This is a genomic window from Streptomyces sp. NPDC001027, from assembly GCF_040299045.1.
Taxonomy (GTDB): Bacteria; Actinomycetota; Actinomycetes; order Streptomycetales; family Streptomycetaceae; genus Streptomyces.
On record NZ_JBEPBI010000002.1, the window covers coordinates 81,379 to 103,681 of the forward strand.

Genomic DNA, 22,303 nt, shown 5'->3' on the forward strand with positions numbered 1-22,303 from the left:
CTCTCGCAGTCACCGCCGCAAGGTTCCCCTCTTCACCGCGCGCGAATGGGTGGGCTTGCTTTTACGCTCCTCGACCTTCTCCATGGTCTCGGTCCAGTCCTCGTATTCCTCGAGAACAGTGGAGGGGACGTTCGTCTTGGTCGTCATAAAGGCGAGCCTCGCTCTGGCATTGTCCGCGATCCTCTTCGAATTGTTGTGTTCGGTGGCCCAGTTGTCGAGCTCGCTCAGGCGTTTTCGCTTCTTGGAGGGGTTCTTGATGAGGGGGAAGTCAGCCAGTTCGTTGGCGGTGTGCATCTCTTCCATCAGGCCCATTCTTGATTCTTTACTGTACTTCTCGAAGATCGTGTAGTCCCTCTTTGCGAGATTCGTGAGCGGATTTCCGACTATTTTGATCAAGTTCCGGTGTTTGAACACCATTTCTCTCTGCGCTTTGTCGGTCGGCGCGCTCAGCGTGAACAGGGCGTCGACCAGTTGGGTCCGCCCGGCTTGAGACAACGGCTCAAGGGCGTGCTCGACCAGTTCGTGGGTGGCCAGTGCCACCGAGGTCAGGAAGGTGCCGACGTCGGCGACCTGAGTGTTCGCGTCGTACAGCCAGCCGAGGAGGTCCGCCTGGGTGGCCGACGAGATGTCCCGGTAGACGTCGGGGTAGCCTTGCAGAATCGCCACTTTCAGGTCTCTGGTCGGGACGAGGGAGATCACCTGGGCCCTGGTCTGGTCGTCCTTCGTCATCAGGTCGGTCACCAGGTCTGCGGCCGTGCCCGTCCAATTCTGGTAGGGGATTTTCGCCGTTCCCTGGAGCGGCTCACCGGGCACCAGAATCGGACTCTGCCAAGAATCGTCCAGGCTGGGATTTCCCTGGACCTTCCAGACCATGCTGATGTGGTTGGGGACGGTCGACGAGTAAACCGCGTCGTTCGCAGGTGAGAGTCCGTAATTCACCTCGGTCCTGAGCCACACGCGGTGGCCGGAGTCCACCAGGTTCTTGACGGGATCCTCCGCCTGCTTGGACATCAAGCTGTTGACCTGCGCCGGTCCGGGTGCCAGGTTCCACGTCTCTTTGCCCGGGCCGCCCAGCCGTCCGTTCCACAGGTGCATTCGCACGGCGTGGTAGGGCGCGCCCTTGGGCTTATCGCCACCAAGCGCCAGACCCGCGGCCCGCAGGTTCGCCCATCCGATCGGCTCCACCGACGGCGGGTTGTGAGCCGTATTGAGAGTCCTGCCGCGCAGGTTGTCGACCTCCACGATGTGAGCCCGCCCGCCGTCCTCGGTGACCTTCGGGGGGTCGCCCTGCATGGTGCCGTCCGTCCACCGCTGGATCACCGCGCGCTGCACGGACGGCCTCGCTGACGTGCCTGGGCCGGGCCCGCTCGCGGGTTCGTGCGAGGCCGGCCTCGATTGCGGTTCGGCCGCAGCTGGGCCGTCCATGACACGCTGGGCGTTGGCGTCCGCCTCGCGTTCGAACCGGTCGGAGGGGTCGCTCACCCGCAGACCGCCGCCGTGGTCGTTGCCCGCCACGGGGCCGCTGCGCTGCTGGAGTACATGGGTGAGTTCATGGGCGATGGTGCGCCGGTCCAGAGCGCCTGGGCCGCCGACGATGTGTTCGCCGGAGGTGTAGGCGCCGGCGTCGACGGCCGTTGCGGAGCGTTCGGCGGCTGGGTCGGAGTGGATCCGTACGGTGGAGAAGTCCGCGCCGAGGCGGGCCTCCATCTCCTGGCGCAGTGGCTCGTCCAACGGGCGTCCCGGGGCGTTCAGCACTCTCTGGACCTGTGTGCTGGGGGCGACGTCCGTGTTCGCGAAGGAGTGCCGGAGCCCCGTGGCCGCGGGGGGCGGTCCGGGGGAGCGTGATTCCTCGGGGCGGTTCGGCGCCGAGGGCGGATTGGGTACGCGCTGCAGAGCCTGTGATCTGCGGATGGACATGGCAAGCCTCTTTCGGTCAGCCCGCGCCGAGTCGGATCAGCCAGAGGGTGGGGCCGCTGAACTTCACCGAGCCGCCGTTCACCCCTTCCGACCTCCGGCATCGCATGACAAGCTCGAACAAGCTGTCTCCGCTCTTTACCGGGCTTTGCGCGATTGCCACGATCTGGGTGAAGATCGACGTGTTGTTGCCGAAGAAGGGGTGAAGAAGCCCCATGCCCCAAGCAAGGTTGCCGCTGCCTTCCTGCCCGAGGACGGTCCCGTTGACCCTGATGGCCACGTCCAGAGCAACACCTGAGGTGTCCGAGAGCCCGTGGCCATGCCCGACCAACAGGAGCGATGTGCCGGTCTCGAAGCGGACAGTCTGATTGATCACCGGCTTCCAGTCCATGGACGTCGTTTGGTTCTCCCAGCCCGCCCGCAGCGTCTGGACACCGATCAGCCCTCTGTTGAGCTTGGCTTCGTCGAGGCGGGCCGTCTCGGAGGCGAGGGCGTTCCAGTCGGCGGACTTGATCGGGTCGCCGGAGTTCTTGTTCATCAGGTTCTTGTCGAGGGACATGACTCTCCTTAGCTGAAAAAGTTCTTGTCGAATCTCGAGACGTCAAAGGCGCCCTCGAGACTGGGGATGTTGATCCAGAACCAGAAGGTGAAGTCGGCGCCGCGGACGTCGTCGACGGTGGGGAGGCGCACTTCGACGGTGCCGTCGGGGCGGGGGCGGGTGCGGGCGAGGCCGTTGAGAAGGCGGTCGGGGTGGCCCGCAGCGGTGAGGGCGCGGCCGTTGAGGGTGAGGCGGCAGCGGAGGCGGCGGCCCGGCGGCTTGTTGTCGAGCAGGAGCGTCACCGTGGGCAGCAGTTCGAGAACACGGTCGGGCTGCCACCGCAATTCGCTACCGGACATGGTCAAGGAGCCGGTGAGGCCGAGAGGTTGGGTGCCCAGGACTTGGCCGGGTCGCAGCCGCCAGATCTCTCGCTCGGCCGGCGAGAGCGGGTAGGGCAGGTCGAGGGTGACGGTGAGCACGGACTGGCCGTTGAGGGCCAGGGGGGCCGGGTCTCCGTCGAGGCCCACGACGATGCCACCGTTGAGGAAGTCGTTCACGGTGACGTCGGTGTCATTGCCCAGGTCCTTGCCGAGCTGGCGGACGTACGTCACGTGGAGGCCCGGTGCCCGCACCGACGTGGGGTCAGGTCTCGCCTCGGCGAGCGGAGCGAACAGCGCACGGCAGTCGTACACCCGGGTCCACAGACCGTTGACTCGGTCGAGCAGGGCGATGGCGGCGGTGTGGTGCTCGATGCCGTCCGGCCGCTGGAAAATCGGGGCGCCCCCCTTCTCGCGCGGCCATTCGACGTTTCCGGGGAGGTCGGAATCGAGGTCGGTCAGGGAGAGAGCGGCGGTCCTGGCCGGGATGAGCCAGTAGTCGCCGGTGCGGTGGAAGGCGTCCGGATCTGGCTCGAACTGGACCTGTACGCCGTCCTCCAGCTCGATCCAGTCGCCGGTGATCGGCACCGCCCCCGGGGAGTCCCAGCGGCGTACCACGGCAGCGGAGCCGAACCGGGGCCGAGGGCCCGCCCACTGAGCGACGTTCAGCTCGGTACCGGACACCTCGCCCAATCGGGCCAGGACGCCGGGCACGCCACGGCGGATGCGGGCCTGGTCGTTCACTTCCACCCACTGGCCCCTGGAGAAGCCGAGCGCCTCGTCCCGGCCGGGGGAATCGACAATGATCTCTTCGTCGGAGACGTCGACCACCCGTGCGGTGACCGTGCCGTTGTCCCGGGACCACACAAAGGACGGGCTGCCTTCACTGCCCTCGTGGATCTCCACCCGGTACAGCTGGTTCTCCACCCGGCGGTAGCCCGCGTGCGGCGGCACGACGCTCGGCGTGGGGCCGGCCTCCGGCGGCTGCGCCCGCGCGCGGAGCTGCCCTCGGGGTCCGCTGAAGCGCGGTTTCCAGGGTGGGGCGACCTTGTCGGGGGTGGCCTCGGGGTCGGCCGACTTCTCCATGCGGACTTGCCACACCGTACGGCTTCTGGTGCCCGTGTCCGGGCCGCCGAGGGCGACCTCGCGCAGTTCCGGCCGCTCCAGGGCGGTGAGGTGCTCCCGCCAGACATCCAGATAGGCGACGTACCGGCCGTCGGCCCCTGGTAGCTCCAGCTCCGGCGGGTCGGGCTGCTGCGCCAACCCCACCGGTTCGTCGTTCTCGCAGAGGATGCCGTCGACGTAGTAGCGGCCCGGAGTCAGCAACAGGTCTGTCGGAAGACAGTCGTGGGGTTCGCCGCCCTTGGGGTCGGTGATCGCGAATCCGGCTTCGCCCTGCGGTCCGCCATGGGCGCCGATGGCGTCCCGCGCGGTGGTCTCGTCGTGGTGGAGCTGGATGTCCAGCTGCTCGTTCCAGTCGGCGTCGAGCTGCACCCGGCCCTGCTGCATCAGCACGCCGCGGTAGTGGTTCCCGGGGCGGAACGTCCGTCGGGTGAAGTCGCCCTTCATTGCTGTCCTTCCGTAAGAGCGTCAGTCGGCTCAGTCGGCAAAGAAGACACCCGCTTCCAGACCGAAGCGGAGATAGTGGTCGAGCTGCGCGGTGAGGTCGGCCATCCGCCACGGTTGGTGCAGGAAGTGGAAGGCGCCCAGTTCGCCGCCGTCCTCCGCGCCTGTGGCGATTTCGCCCGGGCAGTCCGCGGCCAGTCGGTAGAAGCCGAGGACTCCCTGCCGATCGGAGATGAAGCTCGGGGCCACCCGGGCGGCGGCCTCCAGGTCGGCGGGGTGGCAGCGGTAGCGCCGGGAGACGGTGGAGTCGAGCGGGGCGTAGCTGTACCGCAGATAGCTCTGCTCGGGCTCGCGGACCCTGATGTCGCCGTGCAGGATGCTGTTGTCGGCCGTCAGGGTGCGGGCCCACGTGATGCCGAGGATCGTGCAGGCCTCGATCTCGACGTCTGCGGCGGCAGCGATGACCGCCTTGCCTCGGTACAGGATGCTGTCCGACAGGCGGAGGCCGGGCACTGTGCCGTCCAGCCATACCCGGGCGCAGACGGTACGGATCAGTCGTACGGTCAGACGGGGGTTGTCGGCGGCCAGCAGTTGATCGGTGAAGGTGCAGTCGGACACCACCAGGCTGTCCAGGTCACCGGGCGCGGCGGTGAGCTGTCCCTCGATCGAGAGACCGTCCAGGACCAGTTCGCCCGGGCGGGCGGCCCGTCCGCCGGGGGCGACCACCTCCAGCGAGCCGACCAGGTGCGGCCGGGGTCCGGCGGCGGCGAAGGGGCCCGGGGCGGAGGCGGGTGTGTCCGGTGGCCGAGGGGTGAGGCCGGACGGCCAGTGGGCGGCGACCAGCAGCAGCCGGTTGCCCGGGGGGATCTCGATCCGCTGCTCGCCCGTGAGTTCCTCACGGTAGGTGGCGCTGTCCATCACCACGATGACCCCGGTCTGTCCCGGCGCCTGATCCGGCCGGGTGTTCCAGGCCCGCACGGCCTCGCCGAGGGTGGCGACCACCCGCCCGTCGGAGGGCCCGGACGGGTCCTGGGCGTGGTTGCGGCTCACTCCGATCTGCCAGTCGACGGTGTCCGGCCAGGGCGTTCCGGCAGCCGAGAGCGCGGTGGCGAGGGTCGCCCGCCGGTCGTGGGGACCGGCCCCGATGTCGCCGGGGCTCCCCTGGTGGAAGTCGACCCGCACCCGGTCCGGTTCCATCCCGGGCGGCAGGGTGAACCTGCCCAGCAGCGGGTCGACGGCGACCCATGGCGCGCCGTCGGCGGTCACGGGCGGCCGGGTCCATTCGCTGAGGTCGGCGGCGATCAGCCGGTGGGGTTCGGGCAGGCGGATCCGGAACACCGGGTCGGGTCCGGAGAGGAGCTGCTCCATGTGCTGATGGAGCGTCAGGCGACGCAGCGGCGCCGGAATCTCCAGCTCCTGGGTGGGGCCGCCACGCGGCCGGGTGAACAGCGGCAGGTCGCGGCCCGCCGGGTCGAAGGTCCAGCGGCCTGCGGCGGCGTCCACGGCTCGGGCGTCGACGTCGGTGTACGGGTGGGAGCTGAGCCGCCACAGATGGAGCCCGACCGCGCCGAGGTTGTACCGGCCGCGCCCGCGGTCGACATGGCGGATGTCGGCGGTGCGGGCCGCCTGGTCGAAGGGGGTGCCGAGCAGCCCGAGCCGCCCGGTGTCCCGGAGGTCGGGGGTGCGCAGATTGCCGGGGCGCGGATGGTTGACGTGCTGGGTGGCGCCGAGCAGTTGGAAGTACTCCACGACCTTGGCGGGCAGCCCGGTGATGTCCTGGGCCAGCTGTTCCAGGGTGGCGGGAGTGCCCTTGCGCCGCCGGTGGCGGAGGGTGTTGGCGATGAAGGCCCGTCTGGGCGCCGCTCCGTGCGGTGACGCGGCCAGGGGTTCGACGCCGAGCAGGTCGCCGAGGTAGGGCAGCACCCATTCGGCGCAGGTCTCCACGAACCAGTTGTCGTAGAGGCCGTCGATGTCCTCCCGGAGCCTGCGCAGTTCGTCCTCGACCGGTTCGAGCAGTGCGCGCAGCGGGTGGCCGAGTTCGGCGTCACGGTTGCGGTGCACGGCGGGCAGCAGGTCGTACACGGGCCGGTCCTCGCTCATGACGTCATCGCCTCCACGGAGAGCTCCTTCAGGACCAGCAGTTCGGCGGGGACGGCCGTGCCCGCGGCGTCGAGGTGGGCCCCGCGGGCGAGCAGCAGGGATGCCACCGCGGCCGGCTTACCCACCAAGTGCAGGGCGGTCAGGTTGGCGGCCACCACCCCGGGGACCCGCTGGGCGGCGGCGATCGCTTCGGCGGCGGTCACGGGCTGGGCGAAGTCGCGTCGCCCGAAGGAGAACAGCCGTGCCAGGGCGTGCTCGACCGCGCCGGACACGGTGTCCGGTGCACGGTCCGCGGCGGGCAGGACAGCGACGCCCAGGGTGAAGGGCAGCTCTCGGTAGCTGTCCAGGCCGAGTCGGCGGCCGGGGAGGCCGTCGGTCTCCAGGGCGGCCCTCAGGGCCGTCAGGGTGTCATGGGAGACGGCGCCGTCGGAGGCCGCCACGGTGAGGTGGAGGAAGGGGGTCGGAGCCGGGCGCAGTACGGTCGCCCTGGCCTTGGCGATGCCGATGAAGTTCCGGGCGAAGGCCTCGTGGTCGGCCAGGGAGACGACCCGGTCGAAGGTGCGGACGGTCAGCGGCGCCCGGGTTCGTACGTCGTCCGGCCGCTCGGGGGCCGTACCGCCGGTCGCCGCCAGGGGGTTGTCGACGGCCCGGATGCCGAGTGGCCGTTTCACGAGCAGGGAGAGGGAGCCGGCCCCGACGTTGCCCTGGGGGCCGATACCGGTGCGGTAGGCGGCGCGGACGTTCTCCTGCCCGGACGGCAGCCGGGCGCCGCGTTCCCCGTCGCCGAAGACCACGGTCGCGGTGGCGTCGTCCTGGATCCGCACCACGTAGGACCGGTCGTGCGGGCCCAGGGGGAACAGTGAGGAAGCCTCGTTCCAGGTGACGCCGTCGACCTGGACGGCCAGGGTGTCGATCACCCCGCTCGCGGTCGGCGCGGGGACATGGGTGAGGTCCTTGTGCAGCAGGGCGAACCGCTGGTGGGTGGCCCTGCCGTCGCCGCTGCCGAGGACCTCTTCGGTGCTCTGCCCGGCGGTCGCGGCGACGACGTTGCCGAGCAGCAGTACCGAGGCCCGGTCGAGTGGATGCTCCAGGGGCCGGTCGAGGACGATCGAGGTGCCGGCATCCGTCACGGCGTCGATCAGGTGGACCGCGGTGGACCGGACACCCTGGTCGGTGGTGCCGGTCACCACGAGAGGCGCCCCGGGGCTCAGTGTCACGGGCCGTTCGAGTCGAAGGGTGTTTCCGGTCACCGGGGCCGTAAGGGGTTGGTCGGCGAGCTCCAGTCGCTCGGACTGGGCGTGGACCACGGTGGCGCGGCGGTCGAACTGTGACACGCCCCCGGTCCCGTCCCCGTCCCCGGTCCCGTCCCCGTTTCCGTTCCCGATGCCGCGCAGTTCCAGCCGGGTGGTGGTGGAGGTCAGGGTGAAGTCCGCTGCGGCGGACTGCTCGGCCTTGACGACCTCGTACAGCCGCTCCTTCACTCCGGGTGCCCGGAGCACCAGCCAGGAGCCCGGGAGCAACGTGGGATGAGCGGCATCGAGTTCGATCACCGGGTCTTCCCCTTCGGGCGGGTCGGTGAGAGCGAAGCCGGGCCACTGTGTGGCAGGGGCGGACTGGGCCTCGTCGAAATGGGCCTGGCCGAACGCGGCCGTACCCCCTTGGCCGGCTGCCGCGAGGTAGCTCTCCCGGACCTGGACGGGCATGGTCCGCCAGTCCGGGGCGTTGTGACCGAAGACCGAAGCCCGCAGCCGTAGTGCGTGCACCTCGATGAGCTCCGAGGAGGCGAGGTCGAGGCCGTGATCCCAGCTGACCACGGTGGTCGGCGGGCGTCCGGTCGAGTCGGTGGGCAGCGGCTCGACGGTGTGCAGGATGCGGAACTCCCAGGCGTCCGGCTGTACGGCGGAGCGGATCAGCAGAGCGTCGCCGGGGCGCAGTCCGGTGGTGGTTCCGGCCAGGTGGACCAGGGTGGCGCCACTGCCGACCCACTGCGGGCCGCGCAGCGGCAGGCGGATCGCGTTGTGCTCGGCGACGGCCCGGAGTTCCGCCCCGGTCTCGAAGGTCTGCGGCAGTTCTCCCTGGCCGGGGATGCTCTGCACCGGTGTGCCCGCGGGTACGACGGCGTGACCCGGCGCCCCCGGGGCGTCCTCCACGGTGAAGGCGAGATAGGCCGTGGACGCCGCCCCGGGTCGCAGCTCGTAGCCGATCGAGCGGGCGAGTTCCAGGACCGATCTGCGTTCGGCGGCGGTGCGCAGATAGCCTTCGTTGGCGATCCGCTCCTGGTAGAAGGCGACGATGTCGGCGACCGAGGCCCAGGCGTCCAGCAGGGCGACGGCGGGGTCGTCGGTGCTGTGCGTGATGAGTCCGGGCAACCGCTGCGACAGCTCGGCCAGGCTCCGTGCGAGGGTGTCGGCGTGGGTGGTGATCCGGTACGAGAGGGCCGGGCGCCCCGGCGGGTTGGGCACCCCGCCGCCCGGCGCGGGGGTGCTCATGAGCCGCCCTCCATGACGAAGTCGATCAGGCCGTGCTCCGGCAGGCTCGGGTCGCTGAGGCAGCGTGCCACCTCGTGCCGCCCGATCGGGATCCGCCCCTGTCTGATCTCCCCGGCGGGCGGGCGGCCCCAGCGCCCGAAGCGGTTGGGTTTGGGCGGTGTGTCGTCGGTGTCGACCCACAGCACCCCGTGCGCGCCCATGGCTGCCTCCACCACCTGGCTGAGGTGGACCGGCGCGCCGAGGTCGAAGCGGTCGGGGTGGAAGAAGCCGGGTGTGCCGTCGGATCGCTGTCCGGCGGTGAAGACGTCCTGCAGGGCCCGTTTGACCTCGCCGCGAGGGTGGCCGGGGGCGACCTGCACGGTGATCACGATGTCCAGCGCCACCGGGACGGCAGCGGCCACCCGGACGTCCTCCCCGGCCATCCGGTAGCGCTCCAGATGGCTGCCGACCTGTCGGCGGAAGTGCTGGTCGGGGATGAGGCCGCCGGTTCGTTCGACGGTGACGGTCTCGGTGTACCAGGAGCCGGTCCAGCGCCGGGTCGCGTCCGCCTGCCGGACCTGCGGATGCCGTCCGGCGACCTCCGCGTAGTCGTCGTCGGTGACCGCCCGCTGCTGGACCCGGAACGCCTGCGGCGCCCACTGCCGCACCTGTTCCACCGACTCCGGGTCGGCTCCGCCCCGGGCGGGCATCGGGTTGCGGACCGTGATGCCGGGGAGGGGTTGCGCCGGCCGGGTGAGGGCGTCGCGGCCGACGTTGCCCGCCCGGCCCCCGCCGATCCGGTAGACCGCCGTGAACGTGGTCCCGGGTGTGGGGGCGCGGCCGTGCACACCGTCGCCGAAGCGCAGGCAGGCCCGGCCGTCGTCGTCGGTCTCCACGGTGCACTCCGGTGCGAAGCGGCTGCCGGAGAGCAGATCGGGCACCACGGTCCAGGAGGTGGCGCCGTCGTCCAGTCCGACTATCGCGGGCGCCGCCTCGGCGGGGCGGATCGTGAGCGCGTCCGCAGCGGGCCGTGCCGTGGCCTGCCGGTGGTCGTAGGGCACGGCGTGGGTCAGCCCGGTGTGGATCAGCCGGGGGCGGTACCGGCCCCGGGTCGGCACTTCGGCGGGGGCCGGCGATTCGGGGCCGACCAGGGCGCCGTGCTCGGCCAGTACGACATTGCCGCGGACCACGGTGGCCCCGACCGTGGTGCCGCCCTCGCCGGGGAACCGCCACAGTCGCAGGGGGAAGGGCGGCGCGTCCTCCTGGTACCAGCTCACCCGCAGCAGATCGGCGCCGGAGTCCTGCTTGGGCAGCGGGTCGGCGTTGAGACGTACGGCCCAGCGGTGAGCCGGGTCGGCGCCGGCCGGGTCGCCGCTGCTGCCGAGCACCTCTTCGAACAGCAGCACGTCCCCGGCGCGCAGTTGGAGCGTCGCACTGCTGCCGACCAGGGTCGCGGCGGTGGCTCCGGCAGGCAGGACGCTGCGTTCCTCGCCCGCGGTGTAGATCTCGATGGTGTTGCGGGCGGCCCGGAGTTCGACCGGGTGCAGGGTGTGGAAGACCACGCCGCCGTCCTCGGTGGCGACCTCGGCGCCGCTGTCCAGTCCCGGCCCGGCCACGGCTTCGTCGACCTGGACCGCCAGCCAGGTCCTGGCTGCCGCGCCTTCGTGCATCGGGTAGTCGAGCAGCCGGGCGTGGCGGCGGACCGAGGTCCGGCGCCGGGCGGTGCCGAGGTAGGCCTCGGTGGCCACGGCGTCCTGTGCGTAGGCGAGTTGGTCGCCGAGGTAAGCGAAAAGCTCGACCAGGGTGACCGCCGGGTCGGCGGGCCCGGGGTCGGTCCAGCCGGGCAGCAGCAGCGACAGCCGGTCGAGCAGCAGTCGGCGCAGCCCCGCGTAGTCCCGCTGGAGGTAGTCGGCCGGCGGGACGGAGACGGGTGCGGTCGGCAGGGGACTCGGCGGGCGGGGATCAGTGTCGGCGCGGGGGACGACGGGTTGCGTCACTGGGGCAGCCTCCGGGTGAACACAGCGGTGGTGGGCCGGTCCGTGGCGCGGGTCCGGTACCGCACCGTCACCCGGAGGGTGGCCTCGTCCGCGGTGATGTCCACGGCCTGTACGTCGACGAGGTCGCCCAGCCACTGCTGGAGCGCACCGTGCGCCATGAGCCGGGTCGCGGTCGCCAGTTCGCCGCCGGTGGGTTCGAAGACCAGTCGGTGGAGGCCGCTGCCGAAGGTGGGGCGGTTGACCCGTTCGCCGGGGGCGGTGAACAGCACCTGTTCGATCAGGTCCCGGACGTACTGGTCCTCGTCCACCAGGGCGGTCCTGCCGCCGGGGCCGATCCGGAAGGGGAAGCCGATGTTCATGTCAGATCCCCTTCACCCTGGTCTGGGTGGCCAGCACGCTCAGCGGGGTGCCCGTGGGTGTGCACTGGGCCCTTCCGTCGGACAGCAGGGCCGGGAGCCCGCCGATCCGCACCCGGGTCGCGGTGGACACCCACTGGGCGGTGACGCAGGGGCCCGGGGGTTGCAGCAGGGTGCAGCCCGCGACCGTGTACGGCGCCGTCGCGGTCACCGCCGGCATGCCGCTGATCAGCACCCGGGGCTCGGTTTGGGTGGGCTGCGCCGGGCCGGAGTGCGCGCAGATGACCGTCGCGCCGAGATGCATGAGCTGACCTGGCATCAGATCACTTCCAGGGCACCGTCGTTGACCGACACGGAGGCCGCGGTCAGCTTGATGCTCGCGGCTCCGTTGGACAGCTCGATTCCGGCGGCCGTCAGGGAGACGGTCAGCGGCGTGGCGACCACGGGTGGTCCGACCTCCAGGGTCACACCGCCCGATCCCGGCAGGTCGTCGACCGTGAGGTTCAGTCCGTCGGTCTTGAACACCTTGGTCATGGGGCCGGCGCCGGGTGCCTGGCCGCTGCCCCAGAAGCAGCCGCTCCAGATCGGCAGAGCCGCGTTGCCGCCCTCGAACTCGACCCAGACATCGGCCCCGATCGGGGGGACGGCGAGCAGACCGACGCCCGGCCCGGCGTACGGCACGCTCGGCATCGCCCACAGGGCTGTCACGTCGCCGAGCACGTCGGGGCAGCTGACCTGGACGCGGCCCCGCAACATCGGGTCGACGTTGTTGCTGACCTTGCCCCGGTACTTGCCGAAGTGCTGATTCATGATGCTCCCCGCTCGCCCTGTCCGGCCGGTCCGGACCCGTTCACTCGCTCCTGGTGCTTCACGGCCGCACCACCAAGGTGGTGGAGCCGATGCCTTCCCGGGTCAGCGTGAACTCCTGGGTGTGCCGCCCCCGGGTGATCGAGTGGGTGACCTGCTTGACGTAGTACAGGCCGTCGTGCGACCAGCCCGCCCCGCGAACACCCACCAGTCCCCTGGCCGGGAGCAGTCCGCCGTAGCGTTCGGTGTCGAGTCGGCCGGTGGCCGTGAGCGAGCCGTCGTTGGACTCCTCGGCCATGCCCTGGGCCCTGCCGAACGCCTGGGCGGCGGTCAGGCCGCTCCCGTCCAGCAGGGTGGTGCGCACATGCCGGTTGACCAGCCAGTCGGGCTCCGCCGCGAGGGGCGGCCGGACGCTGCCGACACTGCGGACCGGAATCACCGTGTCGGTGAGCCGGTCCTGGACCCGGCCGTGGACCTGGGTGGCGGCCAGGGCGTCGGACCTGAAGGCGAGCTCCTCGACATTGGTCTGCGGCCCGAAGTCGACCGAGAGCGCCGGCGCCGGTCTGCCGACCCGGGTCGGAGGGCCCCAGTAGGCGGTGCTGGTGAGCGGCAGCGGGCCCGGGGTGATGTGGAAGACATAGCCGAAGCGCCTGGCCATCGCGGTGAGTTGGGCGAGGTCCGTGCCCCGCTGAACCGGGATGTGCTCGATCGGCAGCGGCAGGTCGGTCACCGGCGGCGGGACCACTTTGGGCACCAGCCCGTAGCGTGCGTAGCCCAGGATCAGCCGGGTGGCTATGGCGGCCTCGCCCTGCGCCGGATACTCCGCGGTCCGCTCCTCCAGGTCCATCAGTACGCCGAGATCCTCCCCCGTGACGGTGAGGGCGGCGGGACCGGAGGCCGAGCCCGGGGTGAGCTCCCGGTGGGTGATGACCCCGTCCATCAGCACCGTGGGCGTGCCGCGCAGCGTCAGGACGAGCACCACGCGGTCGAAGGGCCGCAGATACCGCTCGGCGAGCAACGGCTGGTCGAACGCACCCGCCGACCCACCGCGTCCGGCGGCGACGACCAGCTGGAATCCGGATCTGGCGCTGTCGGACATGGTGACCTGCACCTGCTGGAGGTTCTCCACCAGCCGCGGCGGCGCGGGTACGGGCACCGTGGAGCCGAGGAGCACGGTGAGGTAGGTGCTCAGCATCGCCATGCTCTCCTCCCTTCCATGGGCCGGTACGGCGGCAGGGTCGCGGTCACGGCAGGGGGAACGGGATGCGGATCCGCGTCCCGACCCGGTCGGCGGCGGTGAGCTCGTCCGGATGGATCACCGGATGGGCGTCGCAGATCCGCCAGAACTGGGTGGGGTCGCCCAGAGCGGCGGCGGCGATCGTGTCCGGTCGGTCCCCGGGGACGACCGTGTGCTCGGCGAGGGTGGGCGCGTTGCCCGGCATGGGGAGCAGCCTGCGGCTCAGACAGCGGACCTCGCGGCTGCCGCCGGTACCGTCCGGGACGGTGGCGGTCACCACGTCCAGCGCGGAGTACCGGCCGGTCGGATCGGTCGTCAACGGAACAGCCCTCCGATGCCGCCGGCCACGGACCGGCCCACCGCCGACCGGGCGGAGAGCGTGGCCATGGCCTCCTTGGCGATCTGGTGGGCCAGGAAGAGGTGGTGTCCCGGATGGGTGACCGACAGATCGCTGTAGGAGAGCACCCGCAGCTCCAGGTCCGCCCGCGCCCGGATCGGGTTGAGCTGGGCGTCGTACGCCTGCTCGGTGATCGAGAAGGACGTCAGCCGCACCGGGAGGACCCGCCCGACTCCCCAGACCAGCAGGGTGAGCGGCGCCTCCGTCGGTATCAGTTCGATGGTGCCGAGCGCCGTCAGCGCCAGGTTCTCCAGGACCACCGAGCTCTTGGGGTAGAGCAGCATTTCGAGCGCCGCCAGCTGGGGGTGGATGCCGAGGAGCGCGGCCTCCGGATCACCGTCCGCCAACTGGTCGGTGGCGTCCACCTCGATCGCCAGGCTGATCGTCTCGATCGGGGCCCCGGTGAGGCGCAGCGCCTCACTGCGGGCGCCACCGGCCCCGTCGTCGCCCTCCGACGTCCGGGCGACCAGTCGCCGGGTCATCTCGTCGGGGTTGTACTGGAACACCACCAGGCCGGCCAGCGGATTGGCCGGATCGACCCCGACCAGCGCGCCGCGGGGAGTCCGGACCGCGTCCGTACGCCCGCTCATCGGCGCATGCCGTTGTCTGTCCGCATTGCGCGATCATGGCCGACCCCGCGTCACTCCGGCGTCACTGCCGCGTCACCGGCCGACGGCGGGCGAGCCGGGGTCACAGGACACCGGGCCTGGCCGGGTCCCCGGCTGCTTCAGCTGATACCCGTTCATGGATGCGCTCATGGCGCCGATTTCCGGCCGGACGGATCAGCGGCTGCTGAGGTCGTTCGCTTCGATCGGCAGTCGTGGTGCTACGCCCGAGGCGCAGGCTCCCGCACCGCAGAGAAGTCCGGGCCGAGCGACTTCGAGTTGTGCCGTGTTCGATCAACTGTCCTACCCAGCCGGTGACTTGCCCAGTGCGGTGACGCCCGCTGCTCTGGGAGGCGCCGAGGCCGTATGCGGGCATGTCGACGTACACCGACTCGTAGGAGCCCGCCGGGACGATGAACGTCTCGTGCCAGATGCCCACATGCCCCTTCCCGGCGCGTGCGCGTCGGTTGAACGCCGACCATGCGGGCCGGTGCTCCTTGTCCTGCTGGTGGGCGTAGGCGAGGAGGCTTTCCTTGTCGGACCAGTACTCAACGACGTAGAAGTCTCGGAGACCGCCGTACAGCACCTTGTAGCCGAGCAGCCCGCTGCCCTTTTCCTGAGACAGCTCGCGCAGCATGCGCGGCATGGACATGAATGCCGGCAACCAACTGGAGAACGCTCGCAGCCGGTTGTTCCGTAGTCCGATGTGGAAGACGACCACGTCACCTTCGGCGCCGGAGGTCTGACGGCCAGGAACTACTTTCTCGGACATGAGTCTCCTCTGTTTCACGGCCGGGCGAGCGAACGGGATTTCACGCGAATTGCCCAGAAGTGGCTTGCCAGCCCGATACCCCAGCCCAGAATCGACCACAGAGGCCAGAAGAAGAGGTCCGGAGTGAGGGTCGCCCACAGCACCACCTGAGCGATATTGGCGATGACGTACCAGAAGAGATGGATCCGCAGTCCCCACCTCATGGCTTTCTCGCTTTTGTGCGTCACCTCTCCTGCCCCTCCCGCCCTTCCTGCCCCTCCTGTGCGGCCGTCTCGATGAGGGCCACCGTCGCGCCCGGCCGGGAGACGAACACCAGGTGCGAAGCACCCTCGACCACCTGGGTCTTCGCGCCGGAGCGCTGGGCCATGAACTCCTGCGTCGCCGGTGGGATGATCCTGTCAGCGCCGCTGATCAGGTTGTAGGACGGGATCGTGTGCCATGCCTGTGCACCGGTGGCGGGCTCGCCAAGGGCGGCGCCGGTGGCCGGGCGTTGCGTGATCGAGTAGAGGGCGGCTTCCGCTGCCGACACGTCGGCCGCGAAATGAGGATGGAAGACCTTGGGGTCGATGTAGAGGTCCACCTGTCCGTCGGGCAGCGGCACGGGCTTGAGGGACTCGCCCACGGTACTGCCCGGGAACCTCTCCACCAGCGCTTGCGCGCTCTCACCCGTCTCCGGCACGAACGCCGCCAGATAGACCAGTGCCTTCACGTTCGCGTTTCCCTCGGCGGCCATGGAGATGACCGCACCGCCGTACGAGTGCCCGACCAGCACGATCGGTCCCTCGATGCTGTCCAGCAGGGCTTTGACGTTGGCCGCGTCGAAAGCGAGCCCTCGAAGCGGATTCGGCGCGGCGACCACTGAATAGCCGTCGGCGACAAGCCGCTTGGTGACGGCGTTGAAGCCACTGCTGTCGGCAAAGGCTCCGTGCACGAGCACGATCGTCGGTTTCCTGCTCACCCTGGACCAGCCTTTCCTTCGGAGGACAACCACTTCTTCGCACCGCGCTTGCGGGGAACGTCACGCTCGGCGCAAAGCTATGGCGGCGCACTGGACGGGAATGGAATGAGGCCGCGACCTGGTGCCAAGCGGTCTTCACTGATCATTCAGTCGACGTCAAGCCGGTCCGGCCAACCTGAGCGCCTCGGAGGACAGACGACCGGGGGGTTGCCGATGGTGTCGGACGAGGAAGCCGATGTGGTGGTGATCGGTTCGGGTATGGGTGGGCTCGCGGCGGCGCGCACGATCGCGCAGTTCGGCGGGAAGCGTGTGCTCGTCCTCGAACAGCACTACACGCTCGGCGGGATGACGCACGAGTTCTCCCGCGCCGGGCGATACCGGTTCGGTACCGGGCTGCATTACATGAGCGCGAGCACCGGCCCGTTCCTCGGGTTCATGACGGACGGCAGGGCACAGCTCTCGCCCCTGCCGGACGACTACGACGCCCTGCACTTCCCGGGGTTCGACTTCGCCGTCCCCGCCACGAAGGAACGGTTCCGTGAGCGTCTGAAGGAACAGTTCCCTGCCGAGTCCGACGCGATCGACCGATTCTTCCGGACCACGCGCCGGGCCCTGGGAGGGGTGTCTGCGCGTGGCCGGCATCGAGGTGCTGACCCCTACGGTCCGGCGGATACGCCTCGAACCCCTGGCCGGGGACGCGATGCCGTTCTCGTTCGCCGCCGGGCAGTACATGAAGGTCGAGCTGCCCGTCGCCATCGGGCCGATCGAACGGTCGTACTCGATCTGCAGCAGTCCCGGGGAGACCGGCTTCGTCGAGATCGCCGTGAAGCACGAGCCGGACGGGCTGGGCTCGGGGTTCCTGCACGAGGAACGGGAGTCCGGGCCGGCCTTGCGGCTGAGCGGCCCGCACGGGGAGTTCACCTGGGAGCCGGGCTCCGAGGAAGCAACGGCGGACACACTCCTGCTCATCGCCGGGGGAGTCGGCATCACCCCGCTGATGAGCGTCCTGCTCGCGGCTGCCGACGCCGGTCACACGGGGCGGATCGTCCTGCCGGCGAGCTTCCGGACCGAGGACGAGGTGCTGTTCGGGCCGGAGATCGAGGCGTTGCGGTTCCGGCTGCCGGGGTTGGAGGTGTCGGTCTTCGCGACCGACCGACAAGGGTGGATCGGGTACGACGAGTTGCTGCCCCACGCAGGCCTGTCGACCCGTGTGCACCTGTGCGGGCCGCCGCCCATGATGCAGGACCTGATCGGCCGCCTGGCGGAACCGGGGGTTCCGCGAGAGGCCGTCCACACCGAGGCGTTCGTGTCCGGCCGCAGCAAGGAGACCCGCCGGGAGAAGGCGCACGCCATCGCCCTCGCCGCCGCGGCGGCCGGTGTCACCGAGTTCATGATCGACACGGTGGACGGCACCCCGGCGTTGCCGTGCGGCCCCGGGCAGTCGGTCCCGGACGCCGCCAACGCCGTCGGTGTCGCGTTGCCCCAGTCCTGCGGCGAAGGCGCTTGCGGTACGTGTTGGGTGCGGGTGCTCTCCGGCGCCTACGAGACCGACGACCGGGGGATGTTCTCCGCCGACGAGTTGGCGGCGGGCTGGCGGCGGGCTGGCGGCCGGCCTGCCAGACACTGCCCACCGAGGACCTGGTGATCGGTCAGCAGGACGGGACGGAGCACGGCTTCCGACAGCCGGAAGGGCGCGAACCTGGTTCCGCCACGACAGCACCGCCCAGCGGTCGCCCCGGCGCATGGACCCGGACCTCGGACCAACCATAAGGTGGCTACGCCGCAGCCGAGTGTGGTCGGGCCGTGAACAGGGGTGGGGTGGGCATGGCTTCCTCCGGCGGACATCTGCGTCTGCAGATTCTCGGTCCATTGCGTATCTGGCGGGACGGCGTCGAACTGGACCCCGGGCCTCGGCAGCAGTCGTATCTGCTCGCGATCCTGCTCGCCCGCGCGGGCAAGCCGATCAGCACGAGCGAGTTGGTCGACCTGATCTGGGCCGAGGACGTCCCGGCGTCGGCCGTGAACATTCTCCAGAAATACGTCGGCGCACTGCGACGGCTGTTCGAGCCTCTGCTGCCCGTTCGCGAAGCCGGCTCGTTCCTCCACCGTCGAGGCAATTCCTACGCTTTCCTCGTCGGCCCTGCCGCGCTGGACATCGTCGGGTTCCGCGAACTCGTCGATGCCGCCAGGGCCGCGCTGACCAGGCACGATCACGAGGTGGCCCTCGATCACTACGTCGGAGCGCTCGGGCTCTGGCACGGCCCGGCGGGCGACGGCATCGCCGACGGGACGAACGCCACGACGGTCTTCGCCGCACTCGACAACGAGTTCTTCGACGCGTGCACGGCGGCGGCGGAGCTTGCCGTGTCGATCGGCCGGCCGGACCGGGTGCTCGCGGCTTTGCGACTGGCCGCATCGATGGCACCGTTCAACGAACCCGTGCTGGCCGCTCTCGTCGGCGTCCTCGGCGCCACCGGACGCCAGGCGGAGGCGCTGTCGGTGTATCGGCAGGTCCGCGACCGGTTCGCCGAGGAACTCGGCATCGACCCGGGGCCGGCGCTGGAGGACGCGCAGCGGCGGGTTCTCGCGCAGCCCCCGGCGGTGCCGCGTGTGCGGGAGGTGGACGAGGAGGCCGGGCCGGCCCCGACGACGACCATGTTCGGCCGGACCGAGGAACTCGCCGTACTGCGGCGCATCGTGGAGCGCGCACTCGCCGGCGACACCGCGATCGGCATCGTCGAAGGCGAACCGGGCGCGGGCAAGACCCGGCTCCTGGAAGAGGCCGCCGCCGTCGCGGACCGGCTGGGCGCACTCACCGTCTGGGGCTCCTGTCTGGAGGGCGACGGGACACCGGCGATGTGGCCATGGGAGCAGGCGCTGAGCCGGGTCGTCCGCAGTCTGCCCGCCGAGGCGGGCGAACAGTGGCTCACCGGAGGGCTGGGAAGCCTCCTCGCGGCACGGGACGACGCGAGCCGAGAGGTTCCCGACGGCAACGCCCAGTTCCGGCTGTTCGAACAGGTCGTCGCCCTCGTCGGACAAGCCTCGGCCCGGCGGCCGACACTCCTGATCCTTGACGATCTCCAATGGGCCGACGCCACCTCCCTGCAGCTGTTCCAGCACCTGGCGGGGCGGCTGCCCCACGGCAGCGCGATCATCGGCGCGCTGCGCGACCGCGCGCCCGCACTCGGCCCGGACCTCTCCCGCGTGCTGGCCGCCGCCAGCCGACGGCCCGGTCACCGCAGGTTCCGGCTCGGCCCGCTCGCGCCGGCCGACGTGGCCGAACTCATCCGCCACGAGGCCGGCCAGGATCCGGGCGACGCCGTCGCCCGCGCCATCCACGCCCGCACCTCCGGCAATCCGTTCTTCGTCCGTGAGCTGTCCCGGCTCCTCAGCGGCGGCGGCGCGATCGGCGACGGCGACCCGTCCGCACCGGCCGGTGTCCCCTCCACCGTCCATGACGTCGTCCGCGACCGGATGTCGGGGCTCGACGCCCACGCCCGCGACCTGCTGCACGTGGCGGCACTCATCGGCCGCGACGTCGACGTCAGGCTGCTGTCGCGGGCCACCCGTGTGGACGTCGCGGACTGTCTCCATCTCTTGGAACCGCTGCACACGCTCGGGATGCTCGAACCCGGGCCGCAGGACCCGTCCTCGCTCCGCTTCGCGCACGACCTGGTGCGCGAGTCGGTCTCCGGGACCGCGACGAAACAGCAGGTCACTCGAGTGCATCTGCGCGTCGCGGACGCGCTCGAACAGATCCACGCCGACGACGAGGACGTCGCCGAACGCCTCGCCTACCACCTGTGGGCCGCCGGCCCTCTCGCCGAGCCCGATCGCACCGCGGAGGCGCTCATCCGCGCCGGGCGCCGCGCGGCGGCCAAACTCGCCTTCGAGTCCGCCGGCCGACAGCTGCGCTCCGCCGTACAGGTCACGCGCGCCGCAGGACTCATGGAGCTGGAGTTCTCCGCCCTCACGCTGCTGGCCATCGTCGTCAGACGACAGTCGGGGTACGACGCCTCGACCTTCGATCTGCTGGGGCGGGCCGAGTACCTGGCCCGCACCCTCGGCCGGGAGTCGGAGGCCGCCGACTTCCTCTTCATCCGTCTGATGGGCGCCTACACCGCCATCGAGAAGGACCGCGGGCAGTTGGCCCGCCGCATGCACGAGGTCGGGCAGGCGTCCTCCTCTCCTGCCGTCCGACGCTACGGCCGGCAGGCCTGGGGTCTGCATCAGTGGGACATCGGCAACATCGGCGAGGCGTACCGGTCCTTCAGCAAGGAGGATGTCGCCGCCGTCGACGGCACCGCCGCCCCGGACGAAGAGACACCGCTGCGGCGGGACGGCAGCATTCCCGGGGAAGGACCCGGCTGGCGGGCGGTCATGACCGCGCTGCACGGTGATGTCGACACGGCGCTGGCCTTCGTCGACACCTGGGACACCCCGGGGGACCCGTACGCGGCCTCGGTCTGGGTCTACTACACGACCATGATCGCTTCCATGGCCGGGGACGCGGAAACGGCACGGCGAGCCGGCGAGCGCTGGGTCGCCGCCGGCCTCGCCCGCCTCAGCGCCCACATCGACCATTACATCCGGCAGTTCTGGTGCTGGGCGCGCGCCCTCACCGGCGAGGATCCGGCGGGCGCCGCGGCCGAGGCCGAGGAACTCCTGGTCGCGCACCTGCTCCAGCCGCCGCAATGGGGCATCGCCTACCACTGCGTACTGATCGCCGAGATGTGGCTGGCCGCCGGATCGCCGGACCGGGCCGAAACCGCTCTCGACCGAGCGGACCAGGCCATGTGGGACTACGGCCAGCGGTACGCCGAGGGACTGCTCCTGCTGCTGAAGGCGCGCCTGCTGCAGGCCCGCGGTGCGCCCCTCGCCGCTGTCCGCGCCGCCGCCGAACGGGCCTACACGCACTCCACCGCATACGAGGCGCACCTGTTCGCCCACCGCGCCGAACGATTCCTCTCAGGACCTGGAGGCAGTACATGACCGCAGGCCCTGGGGAACAGAACGGGCTGACATCCCTGGCCCGTGGGCTCTCGGCGCCGAAGGGCTTCGTCGACGCCAGCCTGGCCGCCCCTGCCCCCGGCACGATTCGCCTGCTGGGGGGCATCCCCGCGCCCACGGCCTTGCCGGTCGAGGCGATCGGCCAGGCATCGGCGCAGCTGTGGCAGGACCCCGACGCGGCGGTCGCGAGCCTGCAGTACGCGCCGGCGCGCGGATCCGCCGCGCTGTGCGACTGGATCGCGCAACGGGAGGGCGTCGACCCGAGCCGGATCGTGGTGACGAACGGTGGCATGCACGGCCTCGCACTGGCGGTGCTGACCGTGGTCGAGCGCGGCGCCACCGTCGCGGTGGACGATCCGGTGTTCCCGGGCTTCTTGTGGGCACTGGAGGTGTCGACGACGCGGACCCTGCCGGTACCGGTCGTGGCCGACGGCTTCGACGTCGAACACCTCGCCCGGCGGCTCGCCACCGGCGCCCGGATCGCCGCGGCCTACACCGTGCCCGACTTCCACAACCCCGCCCAGGTCAGTCTCTCGGCGCCGAAGCGGCAGGCGCTGATCGAGCTCGCCGAGCGGTACGGCTTCTATGCGATCGTCGACGACCCGTATCGCGAACTGCGGTTCGGCGGCCAGGACGAGGGTGTCGCGGTCTTCCACCAGTCGGATCGGGCGATCCACGTCAACACCTTCACCAAAACCCTCGGCCCCGGCTGGCGCGTGGGCTGGCTGGTGCTGCCGGACCACCTCGTGGAGCCGGTGATCCGGCTGCGCAACCGCCTCGACGTACACACCTCCTCGGTGACCCAGGCGATCATCGAACGCCTGCTCACCGACGACGCCGGTCTTTTCGACCGGATCGTGCGCGGCGCCACCGCGCTGTACCAGGAACGCGCCGGCGCGCTGCTCGACGCCCTGAAAGAACAACTCCCGGGCGCCTTCGACATCGTGGCCCCCGAGGGCGGGTTGTTCCTCTGGCCGCGGCTCACCGACGACGCCGTGGACCCTGCGGCGCTGTTCCGGCGGGCGGCCGCCCACGGTGTGCTCTACCAACCGGGCGAGTACTTCGCGGCGGACCCCCGGCGGCCGTCTTCGCGCCGGCATCTGCGATTCGCCTACAGCGACCGCACCCCGGAGGAACTGCGGGAGGCCGTACGCCGGTTGGCCCTGGCCTTCTGAGGACGCACGCGAGCAACGACAGTCCC

General features: G+C 70.8%; 18 protein-coding genes and 1 pseudogene. 4 read left to right on the forward strand and 15 right to left on the reverse strand.

The window, feature by feature from the left end:
- Positions 1–9: 9 nt before the first annotated feature.
- The 15 genes from ABT300_RS01530 to ABT300_RS01600 all read right to left on the reverse strand — a co-directional run bounded on the left by ABT300_RS01530 (position 10) and on the right by ABT300_RS01600 (position 16,092).
- Positions 10–1,731 (reverse strand): eCIS core domain-containing protein, encoded by a 1,722-nt coding sequence (locus ABT300_RS01530; protein WP_502977856.1) that lies wholly within the window; start codon positions 1,729–1,731, stop codon positions 10–12.
- Positions 1,732–1,933: 202 nt separating this feature from the next.
- Entirely contained in the window at positions 1,934–2,473 is a 540-nt protein-coding gene (locus tag ABT300_RS01535) for a hypothetical protein (RefSeq protein ID WP_351670456.1), read from the reverse strand.
- An 8-nt stretch (positions 2,474–2,481) separates the two neighbouring features.
- On the reverse strand, positions 2,482–4,398 hold the full coding sequence (locus ABT300_RS01540; RefSeq protein WP_351670459.1) for a DUF6519 domain-containing protein: 1,917 nt from the start codon (positions 4,396–4,398) through the stop codon (positions 2,482–2,484).
- A gap of 30 nt (positions 4,399–4,428) precedes the next feature.
- Positions 4,429–6,495 (reverse strand): phage tail protein, encoded by a 2,067-nt coding sequence (locus ABT300_RS01545; RefSeq protein ID WP_351670462.1) that lies wholly within the window; start codon positions 6,493–6,495, stop codon positions 4,429–4,431.
- Positions 6,492–8,984, reverse strand: coding sequence for a putative baseplate assembly protein (locus tag ABT300_RS01550; RefSeq protein WP_351670465.1), 2,493 nt, complete (start codon positions 8,982–8,984; stop codon positions 6,492–6,494). The genes ABT300_RS01545 and ABT300_RS01550 overlap by 4 nt, the downstream gene beginning before the upstream one ends.
- Positions 8,981–10,960, reverse strand: coding sequence for a baseplate J/gp47 family protein (locus tag ABT300_RS01555; RefSeq protein WP_351670468.1), 1,980 nt, complete (start codon positions 10,958–10,960; stop codon positions 8,981–8,983). Before ABT300_RS01555 ends, ABT300_RS01550 begins: the two co-directional genes overlap by 4 nt.
- The gene (locus ABT300_RS01560; protein WP_351670471.1) at positions 10,957–11,319 is read right to left on the reverse strand and encodes a GPW/gp25 family protein; all 363 of its coding nucleotides are present in this window, start codon (positions 11,317–11,319) and stop codon (positions 10,957–10,959) included. The genes ABT300_RS01555 and ABT300_RS01560 overlap by 4 nt, the downstream gene beginning before the upstream one ends.
- A gap of 1 nt (position 11,320) precedes the next feature.
- Positions 11,321–11,635: a hypothetical protein gene (locus tag ABT300_RS01565; protein ID WP_351670474.1), complete on the reverse strand. Its 315-nt coding sequence runs from the start codon at positions 11,633–11,635 to the stop codon at positions 11,321–11,323.
- On the reverse strand, positions 11,635–12,126 hold the full coding sequence (locus tag ABT300_RS01570; protein WP_351670477.1) for a phage baseplate assembly protein V: 492 nt from the start codon (positions 12,124–12,126) through the stop codon (positions 11,635–11,637). The genes ABT300_RS01565 and ABT300_RS01570 overlap by 1 nt, the downstream gene beginning before the upstream one ends.
- Before the next feature lie 58 nt (positions 12,127–12,184).
- Positions 12,185–13,324, reverse strand: coding sequence for a hypothetical protein (locus tag ABT300_RS01575; RefSeq protein WP_351670480.1), 1,140 nt, complete (start codon positions 13,322–13,324; stop codon positions 12,185–12,187).
- Positions 13,325–13,367: 43 nt separating this feature from the next.
- Positions 13,368–13,679, reverse strand: coding sequence for a LysM peptidoglycan-binding domain-containing protein (locus ABT300_RS01580; RefSeq protein WP_351670483.1), 312 nt, complete (start codon positions 13,677–13,679; stop codon positions 13,368–13,370).
- A complete protein-coding gene (locus ABT300_RS01585; RefSeq protein ID WP_351670486.1) occupies positions 13,676–14,347 on the reverse strand; it encodes a hypothetical protein in 672 nt (223 codons plus the stop codon). The genes ABT300_RS01580 and ABT300_RS01585 overlap by 4 nt, the downstream gene beginning before the upstream one ends.
- Positions 14,348–14,447: 100 nt before the next feature.
- Entirely contained in the window at positions 14,448–15,083 is a 636-nt protein-coding gene (locus ABT300_RS01590; RefSeq protein ID WP_351670489.1) for a DUF4188 domain-containing protein, read from the reverse strand.
- 65 nt (positions 15,084–15,148) lie between these two features.
- Positions 15,149–15,361, reverse strand: coding sequence for a 2TM domain-containing protein (locus ABT300_RS01595; protein WP_351670492.1), 213 nt, complete (start codon positions 15,359–15,361; stop codon positions 15,149–15,151).
- On the reverse strand, positions 15,358–16,092 hold the full coding sequence (locus tag ABT300_RS01600; RefSeq protein WP_351670495.1) for an alpha/beta fold hydrolase: 735 nt from the start codon (positions 16,090–16,092) through the stop codon (positions 15,358–15,360). The genes ABT300_RS01595 and ABT300_RS01600 overlap by 4 nt, the downstream gene beginning before the upstream one ends.
- Before the next feature lie 213 nt (positions 16,093–16,305).
- Between ABT300_RS01600 and ABT300_RS01605 the strand changes: the two are divergent.
- From ABT300_RS01605 to ABT300_RS01620, 4 genes and pseudogenes are all read left to right on the forward strand, one after another.
- Positions 16,306–16,494: pseudogene (locus ABT300_RS01605) on the forward strand (NAD(P)-binding protein); the annotation flags it as partial.
- A gap of 229 nt (positions 16,495–16,723) precedes the next feature.
- Positions 16,724–17,737: a 2Fe-2S iron-sulfur cluster-binding protein gene (locus ABT300_RS01610; protein WP_351670498.1), complete on the forward strand. Its 1,014-nt coding sequence runs from the start codon at positions 16,724–16,726 to the stop codon at positions 17,735–17,737.
- Between the two features lie 179 nt (positions 17,738–17,916).
- Positions 17,917–21,084, forward strand: a complete 3,168-nt coding sequence (locus ABT300_RS01615; RefSeq protein ID WP_351670501.1) for an ATP-binding protein — start codon at positions 17,917–17,919, stop codon at positions 21,082–21,084.
- Complete coding sequence (locus ABT300_RS01620) at positions 21,081–22,277, forward strand: aminotransferase-like domain-containing protein (RefSeq protein ID WP_351670504.1); 1,197 nt, start codon at positions 21,081–21,083, stop codon at positions 22,275–22,277. Before ABT300_RS01615 ends, ABT300_RS01620 begins: the two co-directional genes overlap by 4 nt.
- The last annotated feature ends 26 nt before the right edge of the window (positions 22,278–22,303 follow it).

Excerpts from the sequence above, each read along its gene's own strand:
- ABT300_RS01550 (WP_351670465.1), bottom strand. The coding sequence starts at position 8,984 with ATGAGCACCCCCGCGCCGGGCGGCGGGGTGCCCAACCCGCCGGGGCGC.
- ABT300_RS01535 (WP_351670456.1), bottom strand. The coding sequence starts at position 2,473 with ATGTCCCTCGACAAGAACCTGATGAACAAGAACTCCGGCGACCCGATC.
- ABT300_RS01620 (WP_351670504.1), top strand. The coding sequence starts at position 21,081 with ATGACCGCAGGCCCTGGGGAACAGAACGGGCTGACATCCCTGGCCCGT.
- ABT300_RS01585 (WP_351670486.1), bottom strand. The coding sequence starts at position 14,347 with ATGAGCGGGCGTACGGACGCGGTCCGGACTCCCCGCGGCGCGCTGGTC.
- ABT300_RS01545 (WP_351670462.1), bottom strand. The coding sequence starts at position 6,495 with ATGAGCGAGGACCGGCCCGTGTACGACCTGCTGCCCGCCGTGCACCGC.
- ABT300_RS01615 (WP_351670501.1), top strand. The coding sequence starts at position 17,917 with ATGGCTTCCTCCGGCGGACATCTGCGTCTGCAGATTCTCGGTCCATTG.
- ABT300_RS01570 (WP_351670477.1), bottom strand. The coding sequence starts at position 12,126 with ATGAATCAGCACTTCGGCAAGTACCGGGGCAAGGTCAGCAACAACGTC.
- ABT300_RS01560 (WP_351670471.1), bottom strand. The coding sequence starts at position 11,319 with ATGAACATCGGCTTCCCCTTCCGGATCGGCCCCGGCGGCAGGACCGCC.
- ABT300_RS01540 (WP_351670459.1), bottom strand. The coding sequence starts at position 4,398 with ATGAAGGGCGACTTCACCCGACGGACGTTCCGCCCCGGGAACCACTAC.
- ABT300_RS01575 (WP_351670480.1), bottom strand. The coding sequence starts at position 13,324 with ATGGCGATGCTGAGCACCTACCTCACCGTGCTCCTCGGCTCCACGGTG.
- ABT300_RS01565 (WP_351670474.1), bottom strand. The coding sequence starts at position 11,635 with ATGCCAGGTCAGCTCATGCATCTCGGCGCGACGGTCATCTGCGCGCAC.